This is a genomic window from Fictibacillus arsenicus, assembly GCF_001642935.1.
GTDB lineage: Bacteria > Bacillota > Bacilli > Bacillales > Fictibacillaceae > Fictibacillus > Fictibacillus arsenicus_B.
The window spans coordinates 3,424,751-3,444,390 of the sequence record NZ_CP016761.1; the positions used below are offsets into that span (position 1 = coordinate 3,424,751).

Annotated in this window: 18 protein-coding genes; 1 reads left to right on the forward strand and 17 read right to left on the reverse strand. The window is 42.3% G+C overall.

Annotation, left to right across the window (positions count from 1 at the left end; translation table 11 throughout):
• Window positions 1-65: 65 nt before the first annotated feature.
• The 13 genes from ABE41_RS17440 to ABE41_RS17500 form a co-directional block, all read right to left on the reverse strand.
• The gene (locus ABE41_RS17440) at window positions 66-698 is read right to left on the reverse strand and encodes a YesL family protein (protein WP_066293124.1); all 633 of its coding nucleotides are present in this window, start codon (window positions 696-698) and stop codon (window positions 66-68) included.
• A gap of 18 nt (window positions 699-716) precedes the next feature.
• The gene (locus ABE41_RS17445) at window positions 717-1,613 is read right to left on the reverse strand and encodes a carbohydrate ABC transporter permease (protein ID WP_066293127.1); all 897 of its coding nucleotides are present in this window, start codon (window positions 1,611-1,613) and stop codon (window positions 717-719) included.
• Window positions 1,614-1,625: 12 nt separating this feature from the next.
• On the reverse strand, window positions 1,626-2,480 hold the full coding sequence (locus ABE41_RS17450; protein ID WP_066293129.1) for a carbohydrate ABC transporter permease: 855 nt from the start codon (window positions 2,478-2,480) through the stop codon (window positions 1,626-1,628).
• 290 nt (window positions 2,481-2,770) lie between these two features.
• Entirely contained in the window at window positions 2,771-4,027 is a 1,257-nt protein-coding gene (locus ABE41_RS17455; protein WP_066293132.1) for an ABC transporter substrate-binding protein, read from the reverse strand.
• A 147-nt stretch (window positions 4,028-4,174) separates the two neighbouring features.
• Complete coding sequence (locus ABE41_RS17460; protein WP_066293135.1) at window positions 4,175-5,371, reverse strand: alpha amylase family protein; 1,197 nt, start codon at window positions 5,369-5,371, stop codon at window positions 4,175-4,177.
• Entirely contained in the window at window positions 5,368-6,321 is a 954-nt protein-coding gene (locus ABE41_RS17465) for an acetylxylan esterase (protein ID WP_066293136.1), read from the reverse strand. Before ABE41_RS17465 ends, ABE41_RS17460 begins: the two co-directional genes overlap by 4 nt.
• Before the next feature lie 15 nt (window positions 6,322-6,336).
• Window positions 6,337-7,908, reverse strand: a complete 1,572-nt coding sequence (locus ABE41_RS17470; protein ID WP_066293140.1) for an FAD-dependent oxidoreductase — start codon at window positions 7,906-7,908, stop codon at window positions 6,337-6,339.
• Window positions 7,898-8,887 (reverse strand): ROK family protein, encoded by a 990-nt coding sequence (locus tag ABE41_RS17475; protein ID WP_066293143.1) that lies wholly within the window; start codon window positions 8,885-8,887, stop codon window positions 7,898-7,900. Before ABE41_RS17475 ends, ABE41_RS17470 begins: the two co-directional genes overlap by 11 nt.
• A 23-nt stretch (window positions 8,888-8,910) precedes the next feature.
• Complete coding sequence (locus ABE41_RS17480) at window positions 8,911-9,843, reverse strand: acetylxylan esterase (protein WP_066293145.1); 933 nt, start codon at window positions 9,841-9,843, stop codon at window positions 8,911-8,913.
• Between the two features lie 21 nt (window positions 9,844-9,864).
• Entirely contained in the window at window positions 9,865-10,728 is an 864-nt protein-coding gene (locus tag ABE41_RS17485; protein WP_066293147.1) for a MurR/RpiR family transcriptional regulator, read from the reverse strand.
• A gap of 97 nt (window positions 10,729-10,825) precedes the next feature.
• Window positions 10,826-11,533, reverse strand: coding sequence for an N-acetylmannosamine-6-phosphate 2-epimerase (locus ABE41_RS17490; protein ID WP_216637403.1), 708 nt, complete (start codon window positions 11,531-11,533; stop codon window positions 10,826-10,828).
• A gap of 24 nt (window positions 11,534-11,557) precedes the next feature.
• On the reverse strand, window positions 11,558-12,367 hold the full coding sequence (locus tag ABE41_RS17495; protein WP_066293148.1) for an MBL fold metallo-hydrolase: 810 nt from the start codon (window positions 12,365-12,367) through the stop codon (window positions 11,558-11,560).
• A gap of 361 nt (window positions 12,368-12,728) precedes the next feature.
• Complete coding sequence (locus ABE41_RS17500; protein ID WP_066293150.1) at window positions 12,729-14,411, reverse strand: alpha amylase family protein; 1,683 nt, start codon at window positions 14,409-14,411, stop codon at window positions 12,729-12,731.
• Window positions 14,412-14,843: 432 nt separating this feature from the next.
• Between ABE41_RS17500 and ABE41_RS17510 the strand changes: the two genes are divergently transcribed.
• Window positions 14,844-15,821, forward strand: a complete 978-nt coding sequence (locus tag ABE41_RS17510; RefSeq protein ID WP_066293157.1) for a nuclease-related domain-containing protein — start codon at window positions 14,844-14,846, stop codon at window positions 15,819-15,821.
• A gap of 214 nt (window positions 15,822-16,035) precedes the next feature.
• Here the strand turns inward: ABE41_RS17510 and ABE41_RS17515 are convergent, their stop codons facing one another.
• Genes ABE41_RS17515 through ABE41_RS17530 form a run of 4 tightly spaced genes read right to left on the reverse strand, consistent with a single transcriptional unit; the run spans window position 16,036 to window position 19,627 of the window.
• The gene (locus ABE41_RS17515) at window positions 16,036-17,013 is read right to left on the reverse strand and encodes a Gfo/Idh/MocA family protein (RefSeq protein ID WP_066293158.1); all 978 of its coding nucleotides are present in this window, start codon (window positions 17,011-17,013) and stop codon (window positions 16,036-16,038) included.
• A gap of 5 nt (window positions 17,014-17,018) precedes the next feature.
• Window positions 17,019-17,711, reverse strand: coding sequence for a hypothetical protein (locus ABE41_RS17520; protein ID WP_066293163.1), 693 nt, complete (start codon window positions 17,709-17,711; stop codon window positions 17,019-17,021).
• A 3-nt stretch (window positions 17,712-17,714) separates the two neighbouring features.
• Entirely contained in the window at window positions 17,715-18,560 is an 846-nt protein-coding gene (locus ABE41_RS17525; RefSeq protein WP_066293165.1) for a sugar phosphate isomerase/epimerase family protein, read from the reverse strand.
• Window positions 18,561-18,574: 14 nt separating this feature from the next.
• Window positions 18,575-19,627 carry a Gfo/Idh/MocA family protein gene (locus ABE41_RS17530; protein WP_066293166.1) on the reverse strand — a complete coding sequence of 351 codons (1,053 nt, stop codon included), beginning with the start codon at window positions 19,625-19,627 and terminating at the stop codon, window positions 18,575-18,577.
• Window positions 19,628-19,640: the final 13 nt, after the last annotated feature.

Below are 19,640 nucleotides of genomic sequence, written 5' to 3' on the forward strand. Positions count from 1 at the left end.
TCTCTTTACTCCTTTTTTCTGTAATCAAAAGAAAAAACGGCATTCCCATGAAATGTCCGTCTAATTTAATGAGCTTCTTTCCGTTGCAATGCTAAATATTTTTGCTCTATATTTCTGAATACTTTTTGTCCAAGTATGGTTAAAAACATGGCTATGGTGCTGCCGCCTACTAAGATCAGCAGTCCCGAGAACACCACATACAGCAGCATCAGCAATCCTGTTCCAACCACTGCAATCAATCCGTAATGCAAATGGGACAAACACACAAACACGCTCTTTTTGATTCCTTCCCAAACCGGGACATTATAATGTGCGTAGACGGGGAAAAGGAAACACGCAATCATTCCTGCAAAAAAGCTAATTGCTAGAATAAGTATAGCCACTACACTCATGGTTTCATGTTCGATAAAAAAACGGTAATCTACATATAAAATACCGGTTACGAGAAGCAGGATTGCTCCCACACCTGTTCCTTTCAAAAATTGATTAAAAAAGCTTTCTTTAAAGGTCCGAAAAAGAGGGACATCTCCATTTTTCAAAAAGAGTTGCCTCGTGACAGAAAACATCGCCATGGTGGATGGAACTAGCCCGAATACAACGAGGCCAAGTAACGAGAACAGCACCCAATAGAACTGGATCAGGACGAGGCGCACCAGCCATTCACAAAGTACGTTCATTTTTCCCATAACACCATTCATGAAGATTCCCCCTTTCTCTTAACCTTTTACCGCGCTGGAGTAAGCACTTTTGATGAAGTAGCTTTGGAAAGCTATAAACACGATTAAAATTGGAATCAAGGCAATGAGCGCCCCTGCTGCAATTAAACGAGTGTTTGAAACGAACGTTCCTTTTAGCTCATACAATCCGACGGTTAACGGATACATGCTAGAGTCCTCAAGGATCAGGAGCGGCCATAGGAAGTTGTTCCATGCCCCGATAAACTTTAAGATTGCTAGTGTCGCGAGCATTGGTTTTACCATTGGAAGCAAGATGTGCCACCAGATCTGCCAAGCGTTAGCGCCATCGATAATAGCTGACTCATCAAGTTCTTTAGGTATTGCGATAAACGCTTGCCGCATGAGGAAAATGGCGAACGCGCTGACGACACCAGGCAGGATTACACCAGAATACGTTCCGATCAAGCCGAGCTTTGAGATCGTCAAGTAAACAGGAATCATCGTTACTTCGCCAGGGATCATCATCGTGGCTAGGATGGTCATGAACACGAGATTTTTTCCTTTAAAATTCATACGTGCCAGCGGAAAAGCCGCCAGTGAACAAAAGAATAATGGCAAAAGCACACCCCAAAAGGACAGAACCACTGAGTTCCATAAATATAAAGGCAGATTCAATGTGTTCCATACGGTGACAAAATTTTCGAATGTAAGGTTCTCCGGAATAAAATTAGGCGGATAGGAAAAGATTGTCTCGTTCTGCCCTTTAAGTGATGTTGATACCGTCCATAAGAAGGGCATGATCGTGACCACCGCGAGAAGGGTTAAAAGCGTATAAGAGATTCCCCAGCGCAATAAATTTCTTCGGTGTTTTAAAGATAGCTTTCTCGATTTTTTCACTTGAATCTTCGGCTGCAGTTCCACAGTTTTTAGTTCCATTTTGTCACCTCCCTATTGTTGTGTCGTGTCCAGCGCACGTTTGTTTATCAGCGTTAAGATGAGGATTATGACAAATAAGATCGTTGAGACTGCACTTGCATAACCCATTTCGAGATCTGTGAATGCTTTTTCGAAAATCATGTAGACGAGAGTTGTGGTAGATCCGATCGGTCCGCCTGCTGTCATCGTTAACATGAGCGTGAACTCTTTAAACGCTGACATGGTGGAGATAACGGTAACGAAGAAGATAATCGGCTTCAGGCTTGGAAACGTAATGTAGATATGTTTTGCCCAAAAGCCCGCACCGTCCAGTTCAGCCGCTTCGTAAAGATCTTTTGAAACGGACTGCAAACCGGCGAGGTAAAAGAGCATGTAATAACCTAGCCCCTGCCAAACCGTTACGATTGCCAAACTTGGCATGGCGGTGAATTTATCAGTCAGCCAGTCGACCGGGTTGATTCCTACTGAATGAAGAGCTGCATTAAAAAGTCCGTCACTCTTAAACATCCACGTCCAAAGAATTGCTGTTACAACAACGGAAACGAGTGCCGGAAAGTAAAAAATCAACCGGTATACTTTAATTCCCATTAGCTGCTGGTTCACGAGTATCGCTAGAAAAACCGGGATCACGATTAAAGCTGGTGTAACGAGAATCCAATAATAGAACGTGTTCCAGAGCGCGTTCCAGAAATCTTCGTCCGAGAAGGCTCTCGAAAAGTTCTCTATGCCGACCCATTCGATCGGCTGGAAGACATTATAGTTTGTGAAACTAAGGCCAAGTGCCGCAATCGCCGGAATGATACTGAACGTGAGCAGCAGGACACCTGTAGGGATCAAAAACAACCAAGCTGTTCTAGCTTTATACATGAAATGCCCCCCTTTCTTTCTACTAAAAAGAGCTACTAATGAAACTTGGCTGACGCCAAGCCGTATGCGTCAGCCTTTTTGTTCATTATGGAATTGCGTTGACTGCATCTATGCACCGTAATGTGAGGTCTATGAACCAAAGTTCGTCTTCTATGCACCAAAGTGATTAGTCTATGCACTCAATCTACAGCTCTATGCGCTAAAAGCCGTTCTATGCACCTAAACTCGACTTCTATGCACCAAACGAGAGGTTCTATGCGCACATGCTGCCTCGCACGCACACTCAACTTCTACTTCAACAGCTTATTAATCTCCGTCTCAGCATCTTTCAATGCCTGCTCCGGATCTTTATCTTCCAGCAATACTTTCTGGAATTCTTCTTGAACCGCTTTGTTGATTTGAGAGATGTTCTCTACCGGCGGGAATAGGTTCGCGCCTTTTTCCAGCTGTTTTGCAGCTAGGTAGCGTCCCTTATCTGCCGGGTCTTTTGCTTCTTTAACATCCGTGTAGAACTCATCCTCTGTTGCTTCAATAACCGATGGAAGAATCGGTACGATTTTACCGAATGCAAGCTGGTTCTCAGCGTTCGTTACGAACTTCGCGAACTTGATCGCTGCTTCTGGATGTTTTGTTTTCTCAGCAACTGCAACGTTCATGATTCCTACGTGGATCTTTTCTTCAGAACCTAGGATCGCCGGTGATGCATCAGACTTCGCATACACTTCAGGCGACAAGTCTTTTACCTGTCTGAACAGCTGTGGTCCAATGTTCCACCATGCCAGTTTCTCTTGCGCGAATGCTTCATTATGCTTGTATGTGCCTAAAACCGCTTCTTTCGGAATCAAACCGTCATCATAGCGCTGTTTAAACTCTTTAAAAATTTCAAGTGCTTTCGGGTTGTTGATCGCAGCACTCTTTAAGTCTTCAGAGACAATATCTGCTCCGTTCGCTGGCAGATAAACGTGGATGTCTTTAACTAGATGCCCGATTGCACCTGTTTTTTCCTTAATCACTTTCGACATTTCCCACGCTTCTTCCTCTGTTGTTGGAGGATTATCGTAGCCGGCTTTCTTTAAAAGTTCTTTATTGTACAGAACAACACCTGTTGAAAGGTACCATGGCAATGCATACGTCCCATCTTCAAGTTTTCCTGCATCCCAGATGCCTGGGAAGAAGTCGTCCTTAACGTCTTTTGTATCTTTTTCTAGGTTTTTAACTGCGCCAAGGGCAGCTAGTTTTTTCAGGTAATCGGTGTTCAGGTTCATAACATCACCAAGCTGACCAGAAGCTGCCGCAGTAAGCGTTTTCTTTTCTACTTGATCAAAAGGAATGTCCTGCCACTTCACTTTAATGTTTGGATTTTCTTTCTCAAAATCTGCGATCATGCCGTTGATGTAATCATCGAAAGTAGGGCTTAATGAAATGGTCCAAAATGTAATTTCTGCTTTTTCATCCTTCGCTCCGCCACTGGACGAGTCATTACAAGCGGTTAGAGCTAAGAGTGAGAAAATCATGACGAATGCCAACACTTTTTTTACGTGCTTCACTTTACATCCCCCTCATTTTTTCAAAATGACTAGCATGTTTCCAACCCGTAAAAAAGGAATTTTGTTTCCTAAAATTTGATAAAGAAGAAAAATTCCTCCACTTTCTTAATTTTAAGATAATACTGACAATTTTGTCAACGGCTGTTTTCACTGTTTTATAGAGGGCTTTTTAACTAAATCCCACCATTGAAAGCTATTAAAGTGGCTTGTATCAAACAGCATCACACCGGCTGACCTTTCTTTGCACATCTTAATCGCTTTTAAAAACTGTTCTGGATTTTTTTCATAGTCTTTAAGATAGAGAGAGGCAACAACAGGTGTCTTTCCGTTCAACGTCTTTAGACTCACATCAATTCCACCCTCAACACTGTACCAGTCGGCTGGCTTTTGATTGGCAATCGCCTCGTCCTTCGTCACATCCGGATAATAGCAGCCGGTCATGATGAAATCGAGCTCATCACCATAGCCAGTTACATGGTAGGTTTCAGAAGTCCAATCGTAATCCGGCTGGAACGTGTTGCTGCCCCAGTTCACACCTTCGTGATAATAAAGCGGATGCCACGACCCCACATAGATGCTGAATAATAGATTCGAATTTCTCTTCTTAACGATTTTCTTTGCTTTTTTTACATATTCTGTGATGTTTCCCGCGCGCCATTCAGCCCATTTATTAAAATAGGTCCCCCTGGCTAGCTCTCCTTCTGTTGTAAAAGAGAGGATATCTTCCGGCCAATTTTTCAGCTTCTCTCCTGTAAAATCTTCAAATCTATTTCTGCTGAAATCGCTAAAATCGCCATAAACGTTCGGGTATCTGCAGCGGTCGAGCACAACGCCATCTACATCATAGTTTTCCACGACTTCTTGTAGTATAGAAAGCTCGTAATCTTCCACTTCAGGAAGGATTGGGTTCACCCAGACCGCGTATTCACTGCTGTCTTCCGCTGCAACAAATTCTCCTTTTTTACGAGAAGGTTCGTATTGATAAAAGATCGTCTGCCACTCTTTTTTCTCATACGCTACACCTTCTTCCGCTGCTTTCTCGCCTTCTGCAAAAACATCGAGGTTCGCAAGTACAATAAACCCTTCTTGATGCCCGAGCTCCAGCATCTCTTTTAAGAAGTCCCTCCCCCTCCACACATCATAGCGGCCGTCTTGTACAGAACTTACGTGCGACGCGATAGAACTTGGATATGTCACCTGGCCAAAAGGAATCTTCGCATCAATGACAAGCCTTGTTACACCAGCATTTTTCGCATTTTTTATGAACGTCTTTTGATTTTCTTTTGAAGCTAGATAGTCAGCATTCGCGATGAAATCAACCCACAAAATGGTTGTTTCTTTCAACTCTCTGTCACCCTTTCTGTTACGTATTCAGAAAGCATTGTTATAAGATGATCTGTATGGCTTATACTTCCTGGAAGGTCGTGGCCAGAGAATGGATAATAAATGATGTCCTTTTCAGTCGTTATCAGGTTATAAACACCATAGATGGTCTGTGGAGGACAGATCGAATCTTTGCCTCCTGCTGAAAATCGCACTGGACAATTGATATTCTCCACCAAGTTCTTATTATCAAAATAAGATAACGTTTTAAACACTTGTTTAAGCTGATTCGGATATTGACGAAGAAATTGCTCTACTGAGACAAGCGAGCCTTCCATTTTCAACTGGATTGCGAGCGGAAGGTCACACATATTTGGTACATCGGCGATCACAAATGACGCTCGATTATCCAATCCGGCAACGGCAAGCGCAATACCTCCTCCCATACTTGCACCATAAATTACAATCCTTTCATGATCCAGTTCAGGCAGCGTTTCGATTACATCCATCGCACGGATCACATCCATATAAACGTGACGGTAATAATAAGTGCGCGGATCCAGAATACCTTGCGTTACCCAAGAACCCGTTCCGCCAGCGGGATAACTGCCGTTCGCTGATTCCCCGTGACCTCTCGTGTCGAGTGCAACTACCGCATAACCCATCATGAGGTATTTTGCGTAATTAGCGATTGACCCTTTGTTTCCGCCATACCCATGTAAAACGAGCAAGCATGGTAAGTTTTCTTTTACAGAATCAGGTTTCAAGTAAAAACCTGCAATATCTGTTCCATTAAACCCATTAAACGTTAGTTTTTGAGCATGAATACTTGAAATCGGGTAAGGAATGTCAGTAAGTCGGACCTCAAGTGGTTGTTTCTTAGACTCGAGTTTAGTCTCTTCCCAAAACGCATCAAAATCTGATTCACGGGTACTTTCAGGTACATAATCTTTCCACAGTTCATCTATCACGAAAAAGTCACCTCCTTACACGGCATGAATAACTGGCCATTGAAGTTCGATCCCTTGCTGTGTGAGCATTTTTTGAAATTCTTTTAACAATGGATCATGGTTTCGAACATATCTTGGAATCGTACCCTTTTGAAGCGAGTAGCCAGCAAGATAACCAGCCACTTCCCCAATGTTCCATTCAACCGGATGAAGCCTGTAGCAGCCGTTTGTAATATGAGTCGTTCCGATATTCTTACAAGCAGGAATCAGATTCTGAAATTGAACCGGTATAAAACTGCCAAGCGGAATTTGAAACGGCAAGGATGAAATATCGATATAGTTGTCTCCACCTGTACTAGGATGAAGATCAATGCGATAGCACCCGATTCCAACAGAGTCTTCATACTGGACAGCACCGTTTTCTCCGCGAATCTCTGCACTTAAATGCTGCTCCAGCACAGTAAATTCAGCTTGGATTCTGCGGGATTCGCGGATATACGGATACATCGCAAGTCCGTCTTCCGTCCCGACAACGTCAGGTCTCACCTTCAATCCTGGATAACCTTCCCCGCCATCTGGCCGCGGAGCTTCAGTTTGCATCCAATATAAAAGCGACAAACTCAGGTCTTTTGCTTGTTTTAGATGAAGTCTGCGTTCGCTTTCTTCAATTTCAAAAACAGGTCCTAACAGATAATCATTTTGCGGCCAATTTATTAAACTAATATCATGAGGAAATTCGTTGTTGTCAAATTGAGAGGAATCGATTAATCGTCGATAGTGAAAAAGTGAGAATTGATTGGCGTTCGGCATGAGTGAATATGTGATGGGTTTTAAGCTGATCGGCTGAGGTGCTGTCCAGCTTAATAGCCGATCCGGCCAAACGTTAGGCTGGTAATCCCGCCAGAAGGAATAGGATTCTGGTTTTTCAATCGTATGGTCTTCTCCTTCGCGATAATCAACAGCAAAACAGTGAGTAATTGCCTGCATATTAAGAGGCTCAGGATCACCTGTAACAGCATTTGGTTCATCCGTTTGTGCCTGGGATTCTGCCCCTGTCACGTATGGAACATTGGCGAGTGGCAGCACATCACCGCAATCAGTTCCATCGAGAAAATAAGTTCCTACTAATACAAGTTCAGATTGAGTGGTTTCATGAATGACTGTTGCGGCTTTTATGTAGTCTCCGTCACAATGAACAGAAGTGATTCTATGCTCGGTTAAAATAGTAATAAGTCCGTTATGTACGTATGGAGCAAGCATTTCTTGGAGAACTTGCAGTGCCGCTTTAGGTTCATGTGAAATCCGGCTGACGATTGCATTACCAGGGTTGAACATGAGATGGCGGTGTTCTGTCTTTACCGAATACCGGCTCAAATAATGTTCCCGTACTTTTTGGCGGAACATACGATAACTTTGTGTGCAGCCGAACTGTTCGATCCATGGGTGTTCATCCGGTGGTACGGCTTGGCTCGTCAGTTGTCCGCCGATCCATTTCGTTTCTTCTGTCAGGATGACTTTGTAGCCCATTCTGCACGCAGATAGTGCGGCTGCACATCCTCCAGTACTTCCACCAATAATCACAATATCTGCTGATTTTTCAACCTTCATAAGATGCACCTTCCTTCTGAACATTTTTGCTGTACAAAAAGCATTGATATGCAGCGCCGATCACGCCTGCTTCGTCTCCAAACGCTGCTTTTGCAAAAGAAACAGATTGAACAAGTGATGAAATACCAAGGTTTCGTACACGATTCTGTAAATCCTGATTAATCCAGTTATGTTGATCAATGATCCCGCCTCCCAAAACAAGAAGAGAAGGATTGAATGCGTGAATGATGTTAACGGTTCCGTAGGCAAGGGCGTCCATCGAATCATCTAAAACTGATTTGGCATGTTGTTTTCCTTCGTATGCCCATTGAAACACATCACGTGCAGTTATGTTTTCAATCGATCCGTCGTAGAGCTCAGGTTTTTTTATGAGGTACTGTTTCATTTGATTGGCGATTCCGGTTCCAGAAGCATACGCCTCGAGGCAACCATTATAGCCGCAGTTACACTCAGGACCGTTTCGATCAACCGACATATGGCCAAGTTCTGCCGCCCCTCCCCATTCTCCGTGCAAAAGCTTTCCTTCTTGAATAACCGCTCCGCCAATTCCTGTTCCAAGTGTTAAAAAAACGACGTTATCATATCCTTTCGCCGCACCAAGATACGATTCAGCGAGAGCCACTACATTCACATCATTATCAATCCAGGCCGGGAACCCAAATAAGCGCTGCATTTCTTGTTTAAGCGGTATATCGTTCCAGTATTTAATATTCGATGTTCCGCTTCTGACGATTCCTTTTTTAAAGTCGATCTGACCCGCGGTACCGATCCCGATGCCTTTTAACGTCGGCAACCTTAACTTATTTGCTTCTTTTAAAAGATTATTTATTAACTGCTGCAGCTGAAAGATGATATGTTCTTTTCCTTCTGTTGCCGTTGGGACGATCTGTTTATATAGGACCTCGCCCTGATTCGTCACAAGTCCCGCAACGATTTTTGTTCCTCCGATATCAATGCCGATACTGACATCTCGATTCATACGTCCACACCCCTTAAGACGTTTTACAACAAATACTTTGCGATCCATTCCAGACGGCGTTCTTCTTTAAAGTGATTTGGCTCATGGCCGTAGTCCGGATAAATGTCGATCTCTTTTGTTTTCGAAGACAAGTGATTAAATGCAGCAAACACCGTTTCAGCAGGTGTCACAGTGTCTTTTAATCCGATACTCATAAGAACCGGACATGAGATATCCGGACAAAAGTTCATCGCATCCACATAGGAAAGGTTTTTCATGATTTTCTCATAGGTATCTCGTGTCGGGTTGTTGTATTTAAAATACTGCACTACCTCGACATACGGCCCGCCTAGAGCAATCTCTACTCCTTTCTCAATATGAGAAAGAAATGGAAAATCAGAGATTGCGAGTTTGATGTCGGAATCTAATCCTGCCGCTGCAAGCGCCAGACCTCCGCCTTGTGACTCACCCATCACAGCTAGCCGTGCAGAATCTATGAAATTTAATGATTTTACCCAAGATAGATAGGCAACCATGTCGTCATACACATGCACGTAATAATAGTTTTGGAGATTCTGAATATCGTTCGTCATCCAACCCGGAAGATAGTTTCCTCTATTATAATGAGCATGGTCTGGTGAAACTCCCTGACCTCTGAGCTCAAAACAAAAGACTGCGACTCCCATCAGTGCATATTTTAAAAACTCATGAACCGCTCCCCGTCCTGCTGTATATCCGTGAAAATGTACGACGGCCGGATACGATTTTTGATTGCTGTTCGGTGTGATCATCCAGCTTCTGATCGGTGTTCCGTCTCGGCAAGTAAATGTAACATCTGCCACTTTTACTTGTATCACCGGATAGTCATCGAGCCAATTTACCGTGACATCAGGCTGAAAAGATACCTTTCGTTTTTCCCAAAAAGTATGAAAGTCGGACTGTCTCGTTAAAACAGGCTTATAGTTTTTAAGATTCATAAGGCTCTTCACCCCATCGATTTAATACATCTTATCCAGAACAGCCTTTGCCGTTTTTTCAATTGCTTGAATGGATTGTTCTTTTTGTTGTAAGAGAACAACCGTTGTTAGAATATCGAGAAGATGAAGCTGGGCCATCTTCGCTGCGAAAGAGCCTCCTTGAAGCGGTGTTTCTCTGGAAGCCGCGAGCAAGATTTCATCAGCGTATTTCGTGATCGGTGAACGGTTATGGTTCGTAAGGCAGATCACAAAAGCTCCATTTTCTTTTGCGATACGTACGGCGTCCACGAGATCCTTCGTGCTGCCAGATGTTGAGATGCCGATCACGACATCCTCTTTTGTTGCAAGTGCCGCATTCATGGCAATGATATGTGAATCCACCGAACAATCAACATTGAAGCCTATTCGCATAAAACGGTACTTCGCATCAGTTGCAGTTATTCCTGATGAGCCTACTCCAAAAAAGGAAATCTTGCGTGCACTTAATAATTTCTGCGCGACTTTTTCCAGATTGTTCTGGTTCATTAAACCAAGGGTATCCTGAATAAAACCTGTATTTTGTGATGTGATTTTTTTCGCGATTACATCAATGCTGTCTGTATCTTCAATTTTTCCGTAAACCGATTCATTCGGATTTACAAGGTTTTGTGCGACTGCGAGCTTGAATTCCTGATAGCCTTTGTAACCAAGCTTCCGGCAAAAACGGATAACCGTCGTTTCCCCGACATCTGCTTTTTCAGAGAGATCCGTAACCGAGTAATAAACGGCTTCGTGTGTATCGGCTGTAATCACATCAGCTACCTTTTGCTCTGCTTTTGTGAGCGATTTATAGATGCTTGGAATTAAAACGAGTGGACTCGCGGTTTGTAAGGTTGCAATTTTCATTGAATAAGTGCTCCTTTCACTGGCACGACTATTTTTTTAAAAACGTTCCGCCATTTCACCAGCTCAAAGGTTTTATAGCTTGTTGGAAAATGACGAATCACGTAATATTTCGATTTAAAAGAGTAACTTCCTCTACAAATCGTTTTGTAATTAACTGCGGCCGGGTGATGGCTGAGCCTACTACGACCGAGAAGGCACCTAGCTCGAGTGCTTTTTTGGCTTGTGCAGGTGTTGAGATTCTTCCTTCTGCAATGACAGGGACTTTCCCAAGTTTAGATAGCTGCTTGATCAGTTCAAAATCGGGTTCTTTCATTTGAGGACTGTAAGGCGTGTAGCCGGAAAGGGTGGTTGAAATAAAATCAGCACCCAGCTCGATTGCCATGATTCCTTCTTCAAACGTGGATATGTCCGCCATGATATACGCTTTAGATTGTTGACGGATATAGTCCACCATTTCTTCCAAACTGAGGTTTCCTGGTCTTTGGCGGGAAGTCGCATCAATGGTAACAACCTCCGTCTTCGCATCTAACAACTCTTGCACTTCTTTCAATGTAGGCGTGATAAAAACGTCGCTGTCTGGATAATCTCGTTTTACGATGCCGATCATCGGCAGCTGGATTACGTTTTTTATGGCGATTATGTCTTCTTTACTGTTCGCCCGAATAGCCGCTGCCCCGCCTTGTTCTGCTGCGATCGCCATTTTTGCCATAATATCTGATCCGTGCAGTGGTTCATCTGAAAGCGCCTGGCAAGACACGATGATTCTCCCTTTGATTTGCTGCATCAGTTCTTGCTTACTTATCATGTACACACCTCTTTTAGACACAATTTATGTTTTAATAATCAAGCCATCATAAGCAACTTCAATATCATGCGGCTGAAAAATCTGGATTAAATCCTCATGCAGAAGACCGATGTTATGAGAAAAGTGAGTCACATACACTTTGGATTGATCAGATAAAACATTACTTTGCTGAAGCCTGTTTTTGGTCTCGATTACCGCATTTACGTTCATGTGGTTTCGATACTCCTGCAGGTTGCCGTTCGTACAATCGAGCAGTGCGATGTCAACTTTGGTGTTTTCAAGCCAGATCCACGTTTCATCTGGAAACCAACCCGTATCATGACCATACAGCAGCGAGGTGTTTCCTTTTTTTATGTGGAATAGCAAGCACGTTTCAATCTGGTTGTGATCAGCCAGCAATGGAGTTACTAATGCATCTCCAATTTGATGGGTTTGAAATGGTTTCAATAGATGTAGCTTAACATGTTCGTTTTGTTTTTTTAGCGTTTGTGAGCATTTTGCCAATGCTGCATCATTCCCATGTATATGGAGCGGATATTTTACGCCATGTGCGTAACCCGGGAGTCTCATGTTCAAGTCCTCTGGATAAAAGTGATCATGATGTGTATGCGTGAAAAGGAGGTGCTCGATCTTGGAAAGGTCTAGGGCATCACACAAAACATGGTGTAGCGTATCTGGTGGAAAATCAATTTTGATCGTGTCGTCTATAATGGCAGAGGTCCGTGTACGGATGTTCTTGCCGCCAAGCTGTCTAGCTTTTAGGCAGTGTTCACACCTGCAAAAGAGTGCTGGAAACCCTTCTGATGCAGCTGTACCTAAAATATGGAGTTTCAAATGTGATCCTCCTTTTATTATTTTTACGTTTGGCGCATAGAGAAGTAGTTTTAGTGCATAGAAACTTGTTTTCGGTGCATAGATTCTTAATTTTAGTTCTTAGAAGGCTGTTTGGTGCATAGCAATGCTGGTTTGACGCATAGGAAAGTAGTTTTAGTGCATAGAACGTCTATTTAGGTGTATAGACAAAAGTTTGCGGCCAAAAAATACTCAATTTGCTAAAAAGAAAAATCTCCTCCAAAATATTTATTATTTATGGATATTTCTTTCATTTAGGTTTAGTTTAAACTATTTCGAACATTCTAACAACTATATGTGTGAAAAAACTCCCCGGCATTTTTGCAGCGGGGAGTCTTCATTTTTATTTATCTTCTCGCACAAGGTCCATGTACTTTTTAATGTGGTGCGGCGATTCGGATTCCTCTGCAAACTCCTCTTCAACGATGTACCACCAGTCGAACATTTCCAGGTAGATCAGGTCAAAAATCATGATTCCGTGCGTTTTTTCAACTGCCATCTGGAGAGCGCGTCTAAACGTTTCCGGATCGTTGATGTATTGATTTAAATAAAGGCTGCCGTAATTGAATGTAGAATAATTGATCGCATCCATCGCAACCTCTGCTGATCCTTCGACGCTGTGCCAATCTGGTCTGCCAGACGCAACCGCCTCTTCCTTCGTTACATCAACAAAATAGTTACCCGTCATAATAAAATCAAGTGTTTCAGCGTACCCCTTTGAATGGTAGTCCGGACTTGCCCAGTCATATTCCGGATAGTGCGTTCGGCTAGCCCAGTTCACACCCTCGTTGTAATATTCCGGATACCAGCTGCCTACATACGTACTGAAAAATGTTTCAGGTTCTTTTTTATGAATGAGGTTTTCAGCTTTTCGGAAAAACGATTGAATGTTACCTGCACGCCATTCAATCCATTTTTGGTAAAGCGGTCCTGGAACATTCTTTCTTTCGTAGTTTTCTACTGTAATCTCAAAAATGTCAGTCGGCCAATTTTCCACTTTCTTGCCGATATAAGCTTCGAACTTTTCACGGCTTAAGTCACTGAAGTCAGCGTAAACATTGGAATAACGCGCACGGTCCAGAACGATTCCGTCAACATCATAGTTATCGATTAATTCCTCAATGATGCTTAGTTCGTATCTTTGAACATCGTCTCTGATCGGATTAACAAAAGTAGAGTGAGACGGCGTATAATCCTGTCCTTTTACAAATTTCGTTTCCATTTCTGAAACCGAAACGGTATCGCCAACTTTCAGATGTTCCAGCATCCATGTGCGAGCTTTTCCATTTCCGGAAATTACATAGCCGTTATCAGGAACTTCGACCGGAGGAGCACCTGTCGTGTTACGGTCGCTTACTTGAGTGATCACATCATCAACGACCTGAACTTCAACACCCCAACGGTTTGTTGGTGTTACCTCATATTCTGACGGTGTGTAAAGGATCATATTATCTGAATTACGAGTTGCATTAATACCCGTTAGTTCAAATGAAGAGCCATCTGCAGCTTTTACTTTTTGCACGGCAGTATAGTATGTAGTCTGCCACTCAGGATGCAGCATAGCAGGTCCGTCTTGATATGTTGTACTTGCTTCTGAGAATGTATTGATTGCAGCATGAACTTTGATATCATGTTTTTTTGCTTCTGTAATTACAGCTTGTAAGAGATCATAGTTTTCTGGATAGCCTTGATATTTAGGAATGTTAGATGTGCTGATGTGCGGAGCAATTTCACTGTTGTAGGCAACAAATCCTGTTGAGTTTTTGATGTCGAGAATAATGGTATCAATGTTTGCATTTGCGGTTTTCTCTACAATGTTTTTTACCTTTTCTGGTGTATCGAGGTTGAACAAGTTCGCTGATAGATCGTACCATAAGATTCTTGATTTCTTGTCGTCCTTTTCGACGAGCTTTGTTAACTCTCTGATCCGTTTTTTGTCATTGTCTTTCTTGGCTAGGGTGGTTTGAGGGATCATCGTTGTGAAAACTAAAGCAAAAGCGACCAACATGAAAAATATTCTTTTCATTCCTTATCCTCCCTTTTCTGTAATTGTCTAAATATTAGCATAATTTGTAATCAGAAAGTGGAGTTTTTCTCCAAAATAGTTCTTGTAAACGGAAAAAACCTTCTTTTTGACTAGGAAAAGGAAGATGTAGTTTAAAAGCAGGACCGATGGACTAAGTGGGGCTTTTAGAAGTGAGATTGGTTTATAGAATAGAATGTTTGGTGCATAGAGCATATCTGTTAGTGCATAGAAACGGCTATTCGGTGTATAGAATTGTGATTCGTGCATAGGAGACTTTTTTGGTGCATAGGCAATCTTCTTTAGTGCATAGAGCTCAAGATTCTGTGCATAGACTTTCATACACAACCATTTATGGAAAGATTAATGTAACAGCAGGAGTTTATACTTTATCTGTAGAAATAAAAATAAACAAAAGGAGTGTGATACAATGAAATGATTATGAAAGAGCGTAAAACACCAGTTGTTATCTTGATATTAGAGAGGCTTCTAAATCGGCTTCACCCCTTAGACCCGAGAAGACCTGAGATAGAAGAAGAACTAGCAAAATTCTTATCGGGTCATAAAGGAGAACAAGCTCTGGATTTTTATTTAAATGATCTTCCTCAAAAAGAATTCTTCATTTTTCACAACCTTCGCCTCCTCCAGAACACTAGCTACTTTCAGCTCGACATACTTATTCTCACTCAGTATTACTTTTTGATAATCGAAGTGAAGAACTTTTCAGGTATCCTCTATTTTGATCAAAACTTCTATCAACTAATTAGGACTATCAATGGTAAAGAAGAAACCTTTCCTGATCCCATTTCACAGGTAAAAAGGCAACAATTCTGCTTAAAAGAATGGTTGAAAGATCATCATTTTACGAACATCCCCGTTGAATCCCTTGTTGTCGTCAGCAATTCTCAAACCCAAATTAGAGTTCCCACTGGCCGAACTGATATTTACAAGATGGTTACCCACAAAATTCATCTTACTGAAAGGATTCGTTTCTATGATCGTAAACATAAGGATGAGCAAATTCCGAAAAAAGACCTTCGAAAACTCTCCAAAATACTTTTAAAGAATCACACCACCCCAACTCCGAATGTGCTCCAAAAATATAACATTTCAAATGAAGATATTATTAAAGGAGTAGCTTGTCCCAGTTGTGGCGTTATCCCTATGATACGATGCCATAAAAAATGGGTGTGCACCACATGTAAATTTGATTCAAAAACAGCATATGTACAGGCTTTGCGAGATTACTTCCTTCTAATTAGTCCAACCATCACTAATAGTCAGTGTCGCGATTTTTTGAAATTAAAGTCTCGCAATACAGCTAGAAATCTCCTTATGGACCTGAACCTTTCTACTTCAGGACAACTAAGGCATACAAAATACCATTTGAAGTTTGATGATATCTTTGATTAATGAATGTAAGTTTCGGTGCATAGAACTGTTAGTTCTGCGCATAGAAAAGTGTTTTCAACGCATAGAATTTTGTTTGGTGCATTGACCTAGTTTTTCCGTGCATAAACTATCCACTTTGGTGCATAGAACTAAAGTTTCTGTGCATAGAGACAGGATAAAAGTGCATAGACCAAAAAATAAGCCCCTTGCAAATCAAGGGGCTTTATCCTCAATATTATATTTTCACGATTCTCCCAAGTTTTGAGGACTTATATGCAGCAATTCCTACTTCCATCGCCTTTAATCCATCATATCCTGTAATCGATGGCGGCTGCTTTTCCCTAATAGATTTTATAAAATCCTCAACCAGCCCAAGATCCATGTCGTTTCCGAAAAAAGCATTCTCAACCGGCCTCTCCCCGTCCTTGTTATAGATCCGAACGTATTCTTTAAATGCGTCAACCGAAACCGTGCCCTCCGTTCCGATCACTTCGATCGTTACATCTCCCCAAATGGGGTAGTTCGGAGTTCGAGACCAGCTGGCATCATGAGAAGCGATGATGCCGCCCTGAAAGGTTAACGTGAGCAAGCCCGCATCATCAATGTCACCCTCGTGAAAAAAGGTATCCACTTCAGCAGTCACTTCTTTTACTTCCTGACCGGACAGCCATCTCATGATATCAACCATATGAACAGTATGGTCAAATACCGCTCCACCGCCGGAAAGAGCCGAATCTATAAACCATCCGCCAGGGTTTTGACCCCGGTTCGTAGTTCGGAAAGACAGAATCTCTCCAATCGCCCCTGAGTCCACATAACTTTTCAATTGTTGAATCGGTTCTGAAAAACGTACCGGAAAAGCGGTCTGTAACATGACGTCATGTTGTTTACAGACAGCTATCATTTCTTCAGCTTCTTCAACCGAAACGGCGATTGGTTTTTCACAAAGAATATGCTTTCCAGCTTTAGCCGCGGCAACCACCATTTCGCAGTGCTTTGCGTTTTCACTGCAGATGATGACCGCCTCCATATCTTGTGCAAGGAACTTTTCCATGTCATTAAAAAAAGAACAATTGTACCGAGTTGCTGCCTCTCTGCCTCGTTCATCCAGAGTATCGTAAATGGCGGTCAGCTCTACATCAGGCAGCTGCTCCAAACTGCTTGCATAACTATATGCATGCATGTGAGCAAAACTCATGATTCCCACTTTCATGTAGTTCACCCCCGGACTTCATGTTTGATGTCAAGCTCAAGACAAGTCATGAGTTTTCGAAGTTCCTCATTTAGTGATGAAGTAATTTCAACAGCTCCTTCCAGCCGAAAATCTTTTTCAATCTGCGGTATATTACTCGCCCTAAAAGCCTTAGCATGCTTTGACTCGTACTCTAAAATCCCTTCTCTCCCGCTCCATTCGAGATCTAACTCTTCAGAAATATGAGGAGAAGAAAGGTATTCGTAATGCCCCATTGATTTGTTCGAGAAACGAATAGTAACAATACGATGAGTAGTCTTTGAAGGTTCATGCGCTATGCTAACTCCAGAAATTCTGGAAATTGGAGAAATAGTTTGTGTAATCATATAAAGATCGCTGACCAGATCGCCTGTTTTAGTTTTTGATGATGTATTTTTGCTACGTTTCATACGAAGCACACCATTTTCCGTCCAGTTTCGTTCTTTTAATAGTTTTATAAAAGCAATAAACGAAGAATCTTGGGTTAAAGGAAACACAAGTGACGCACCCCGATTCTTAAGCTTAGACAATAATTCACTCTTATTTTTCAGCAATTCTACATAAAAAGGAGCATGAACATAAAGCGGACAATCTGCAGCAATCGCTTCCTGTATAGAGTCATACACTGTATGTCCATCACTGCTTATAATTTCGTTATCTGCTACAACGATTAAGTTCAACCGTCACACCTCCTGACCAGCCAGCAACTTTCTTATTCGGTTAACAGAATCTCGGACTGCCACCTTTGCGTCATCGTATCCTTCATACTCCAAAGATAGCCAAGTGTCCACGCGGTCTCTCTTTAAGTTTGAGATAATCTCCGAAAGTACAACTTCTCCGTCACCCGGGATCACACCAATCCAATACTTTTCACCGAGTCCTTTAAACCCGGAATGTGTGTCCCCTGAATTTCGCAGCCTGAAATCCTTAAAATGAACATGCGCAATTTCATTTTTTAACTTTTGATAGGCTGCTAGCGGATTATCTTCAACTAACAAGAAGTTACCTGTATCAAAAGTAGATTTCACATTAGGACTTCCCACTTCGGCTAAAATCTCTTTAACCTGCTCACTTTTCCCAGCCAGCATTCCATGGTTTTCAATCGCCAGCATAACACCTTGCGTTTCAGCATACTTAGCACACTCTATTAATGAAGAAATGATCCATTCCTTGCCGATCGCATAGTCCATATTCGGTGTTAAATCTCCGCAAAAGACTCTGACACAACGAGTGTTTAAACGCTTAGCTGTATCCACAGCATCTTTCACCTTCTGGATCTCGCTTTTTCGTTCTTCTGCGGTTTCCTTAACAAAATCGTTCGATACATCATAACAAGACACTTCCAGAGGAGAATGCTCCAAATACTCAATAACTTCCTTCAGTTCCTCCTCTTTGTTCTTCCAATAAAAATCGAGCAGTTCCACTCCGTCCAAGTTTAGAGTTTCGGCAAATCGGCAAAAGTCGATCGCATTCCAGTTTTCCTTTTTTACGACAGAATGCAAACTGTACATACTCACACTAACCTTCATGAAAATCTCTCCTTTTATAGAAGTACTTCTTTTCCAAGGCTGGCTGATTCATAAGCACCACACAGCATCTTCATCACTTCAAGCCCGTCTTCTACAGGACTTAATGTGGTTGTTTTTCCTAAACAGCTAGAAACAAAATGGTCGATCTCACTTTGAAACGCCTCTTCAAACTGGAAATTTAAGTGGTCGATCTGCGGGGTGATATTGATGATCGTGTCATGTTTTTCAGTGGTCATCGCAAGCTGCGGTTCCAGCTCTAATCCCCCTTTATCACCGTACAACCTCACGGCGACTTCATCTTTTACGGCATGCAACGTAAAACTGACATCGACGTATAGGGAAGCTCCGTTTTCAAACCGAATGAGTGCGGTTGCCAAATCTTCAACAGAATTAAGAGAAGCATCAAAATCAGAAGCTTTATAGAAAGATAGGTTTTGAATGTTAGCACGGTTGCCTAACTTGGAGTACGTATGACCACTTACAGATACAGGCTTCGGCCGCCCCATCAAGTACCAGCAAATATCAATCATGTGTACGCCAAGATCCATTAGGGGACCTCCTCCTGAACGGTCTTTATCTGAAAACCAGCCGCCAGGGTTTCCGAGTCGTCTGATGCATGAAGCTTTCGCGTAGTACAGCTCGCCAAAATCTCCGTTATCCAAAAAGGATTTTACGAGTTTCGTATTTTTAGCGTACCTTCTCACGAATCCGACCTGTAAAACTTTCCCGCTCTTCTTTGCTGCCTCTTCAACTCTCTTCGCTTCGTCCACGGTCGTACATAGTGGCTTTTCTACAAGTACATGTTTCCCTGCTTCTAAAGCTGCAATCGCGATTTCAGCATGTGTTGCGTTCCACGTACAAATGCTTACCGCATCTACATCTTTATCTGCCAGAAGTTCTGGATAAGATGTGTAAAGGTTTGAAACATTATAGACTTTCCCCGTATTTTCCAATCGGCTTTGATTCATATCGCAAAACGCAATGAGCTTTGCTTCTTGGTTGTTTGCATACGGTTTAATATGAAAATCAGAGATCGAACCAAGTCCAATCACACCCACTTTAAGCATGAGTGACTCCTCC

Bases quoted from the DNA above. Each gene is read 5' to 3' on its own strand.
- ABE41_RS17440 (WP_066293124.1), bottom strand. From the start codon at position 698: ATGAATGGTGTTATGGGAAAAATGAACGTACTTTGTGAATGGCTGGTG.
- ABE41_RS17445 (WP_066293127.1), bottom strand. From the start codon at position 1,613: ATGGAACTAAAAACTGTGGAACTGCAGCCGAAGATTCAAGTGAAAAAA.
- ABE41_RS17450 (WP_066293129.1), bottom strand. From the start codon at position 2,480: ATGTATAAAGCTAGAACAGCTTGGTTGTTTTTGATCCCTACAGGTGTC.
- ABE41_RS17470 (WP_066293140.1), bottom strand. From the start codon at position 7,908: ATGAAGGTTGAAAAATCAGCAGATATTGTGATTATTGGTGGAAGTACT.
- ABE41_RS17475 (WP_066293143.1), bottom strand. From the start codon at position 8,887: ATGAATCGAGATGTCAGTATCGGCATTGATATCGGAGGAACAAAAATC.
- ABE41_RS17480 (WP_066293145.1), bottom strand. From the start codon at position 9,843: ATGAATCTTAAAAACTATAAGCCTGTTTTAACGAGACAGTCCGACTTT.
- ABE41_RS17485 (WP_066293147.1), bottom strand. From the start codon at position 10,728: ATGAAAATTGCAACCTTACAAACCGCGAGTCCACTCGTTTTAATTCCA.
- ABE41_RS17490 (WP_216637403.1), bottom strand. From the start codon at position 11,533: ATGATAAGTAAGCAAGAACTGATGCAGCAAATCAAAGGGAGAATCATC.
- ABE41_RS17500 (WP_066293150.1), bottom strand. From the start codon at position 14,411: ATGAAAAGAATATTTTTCATGTTGGTCGCTTTTGCTTTAGTTTTCACA.
- ABE41_RS17510 (WP_066293157.1), top strand. From the start codon at position 14,844: ATGATTATGAAAGAGCGTAAAACACCAGTTGTTATCTTGATATTAGAG.
- ABE41_RS17515 (WP_066293158.1), bottom strand. From the start codon at position 17,013: ATGAAAGTGGGAATCATGAGTTTTGCTCACATGCATGCATATAGTTAT.
- ABE41_RS17525 (WP_066293165.1), bottom strand. From the start codon at position 18,560: ATGAAGGTTAGTGTGAGTATGTACAGTTTGCATTCTGTCGTAAAAAAG.
- ABE41_RS17530 (WP_066293166.1), bottom strand. From the start codon at position 19,627: ATGCTTAAAGTGGGTGTGATTGGACTTGGTTCGATCTCTGATTTTCAT.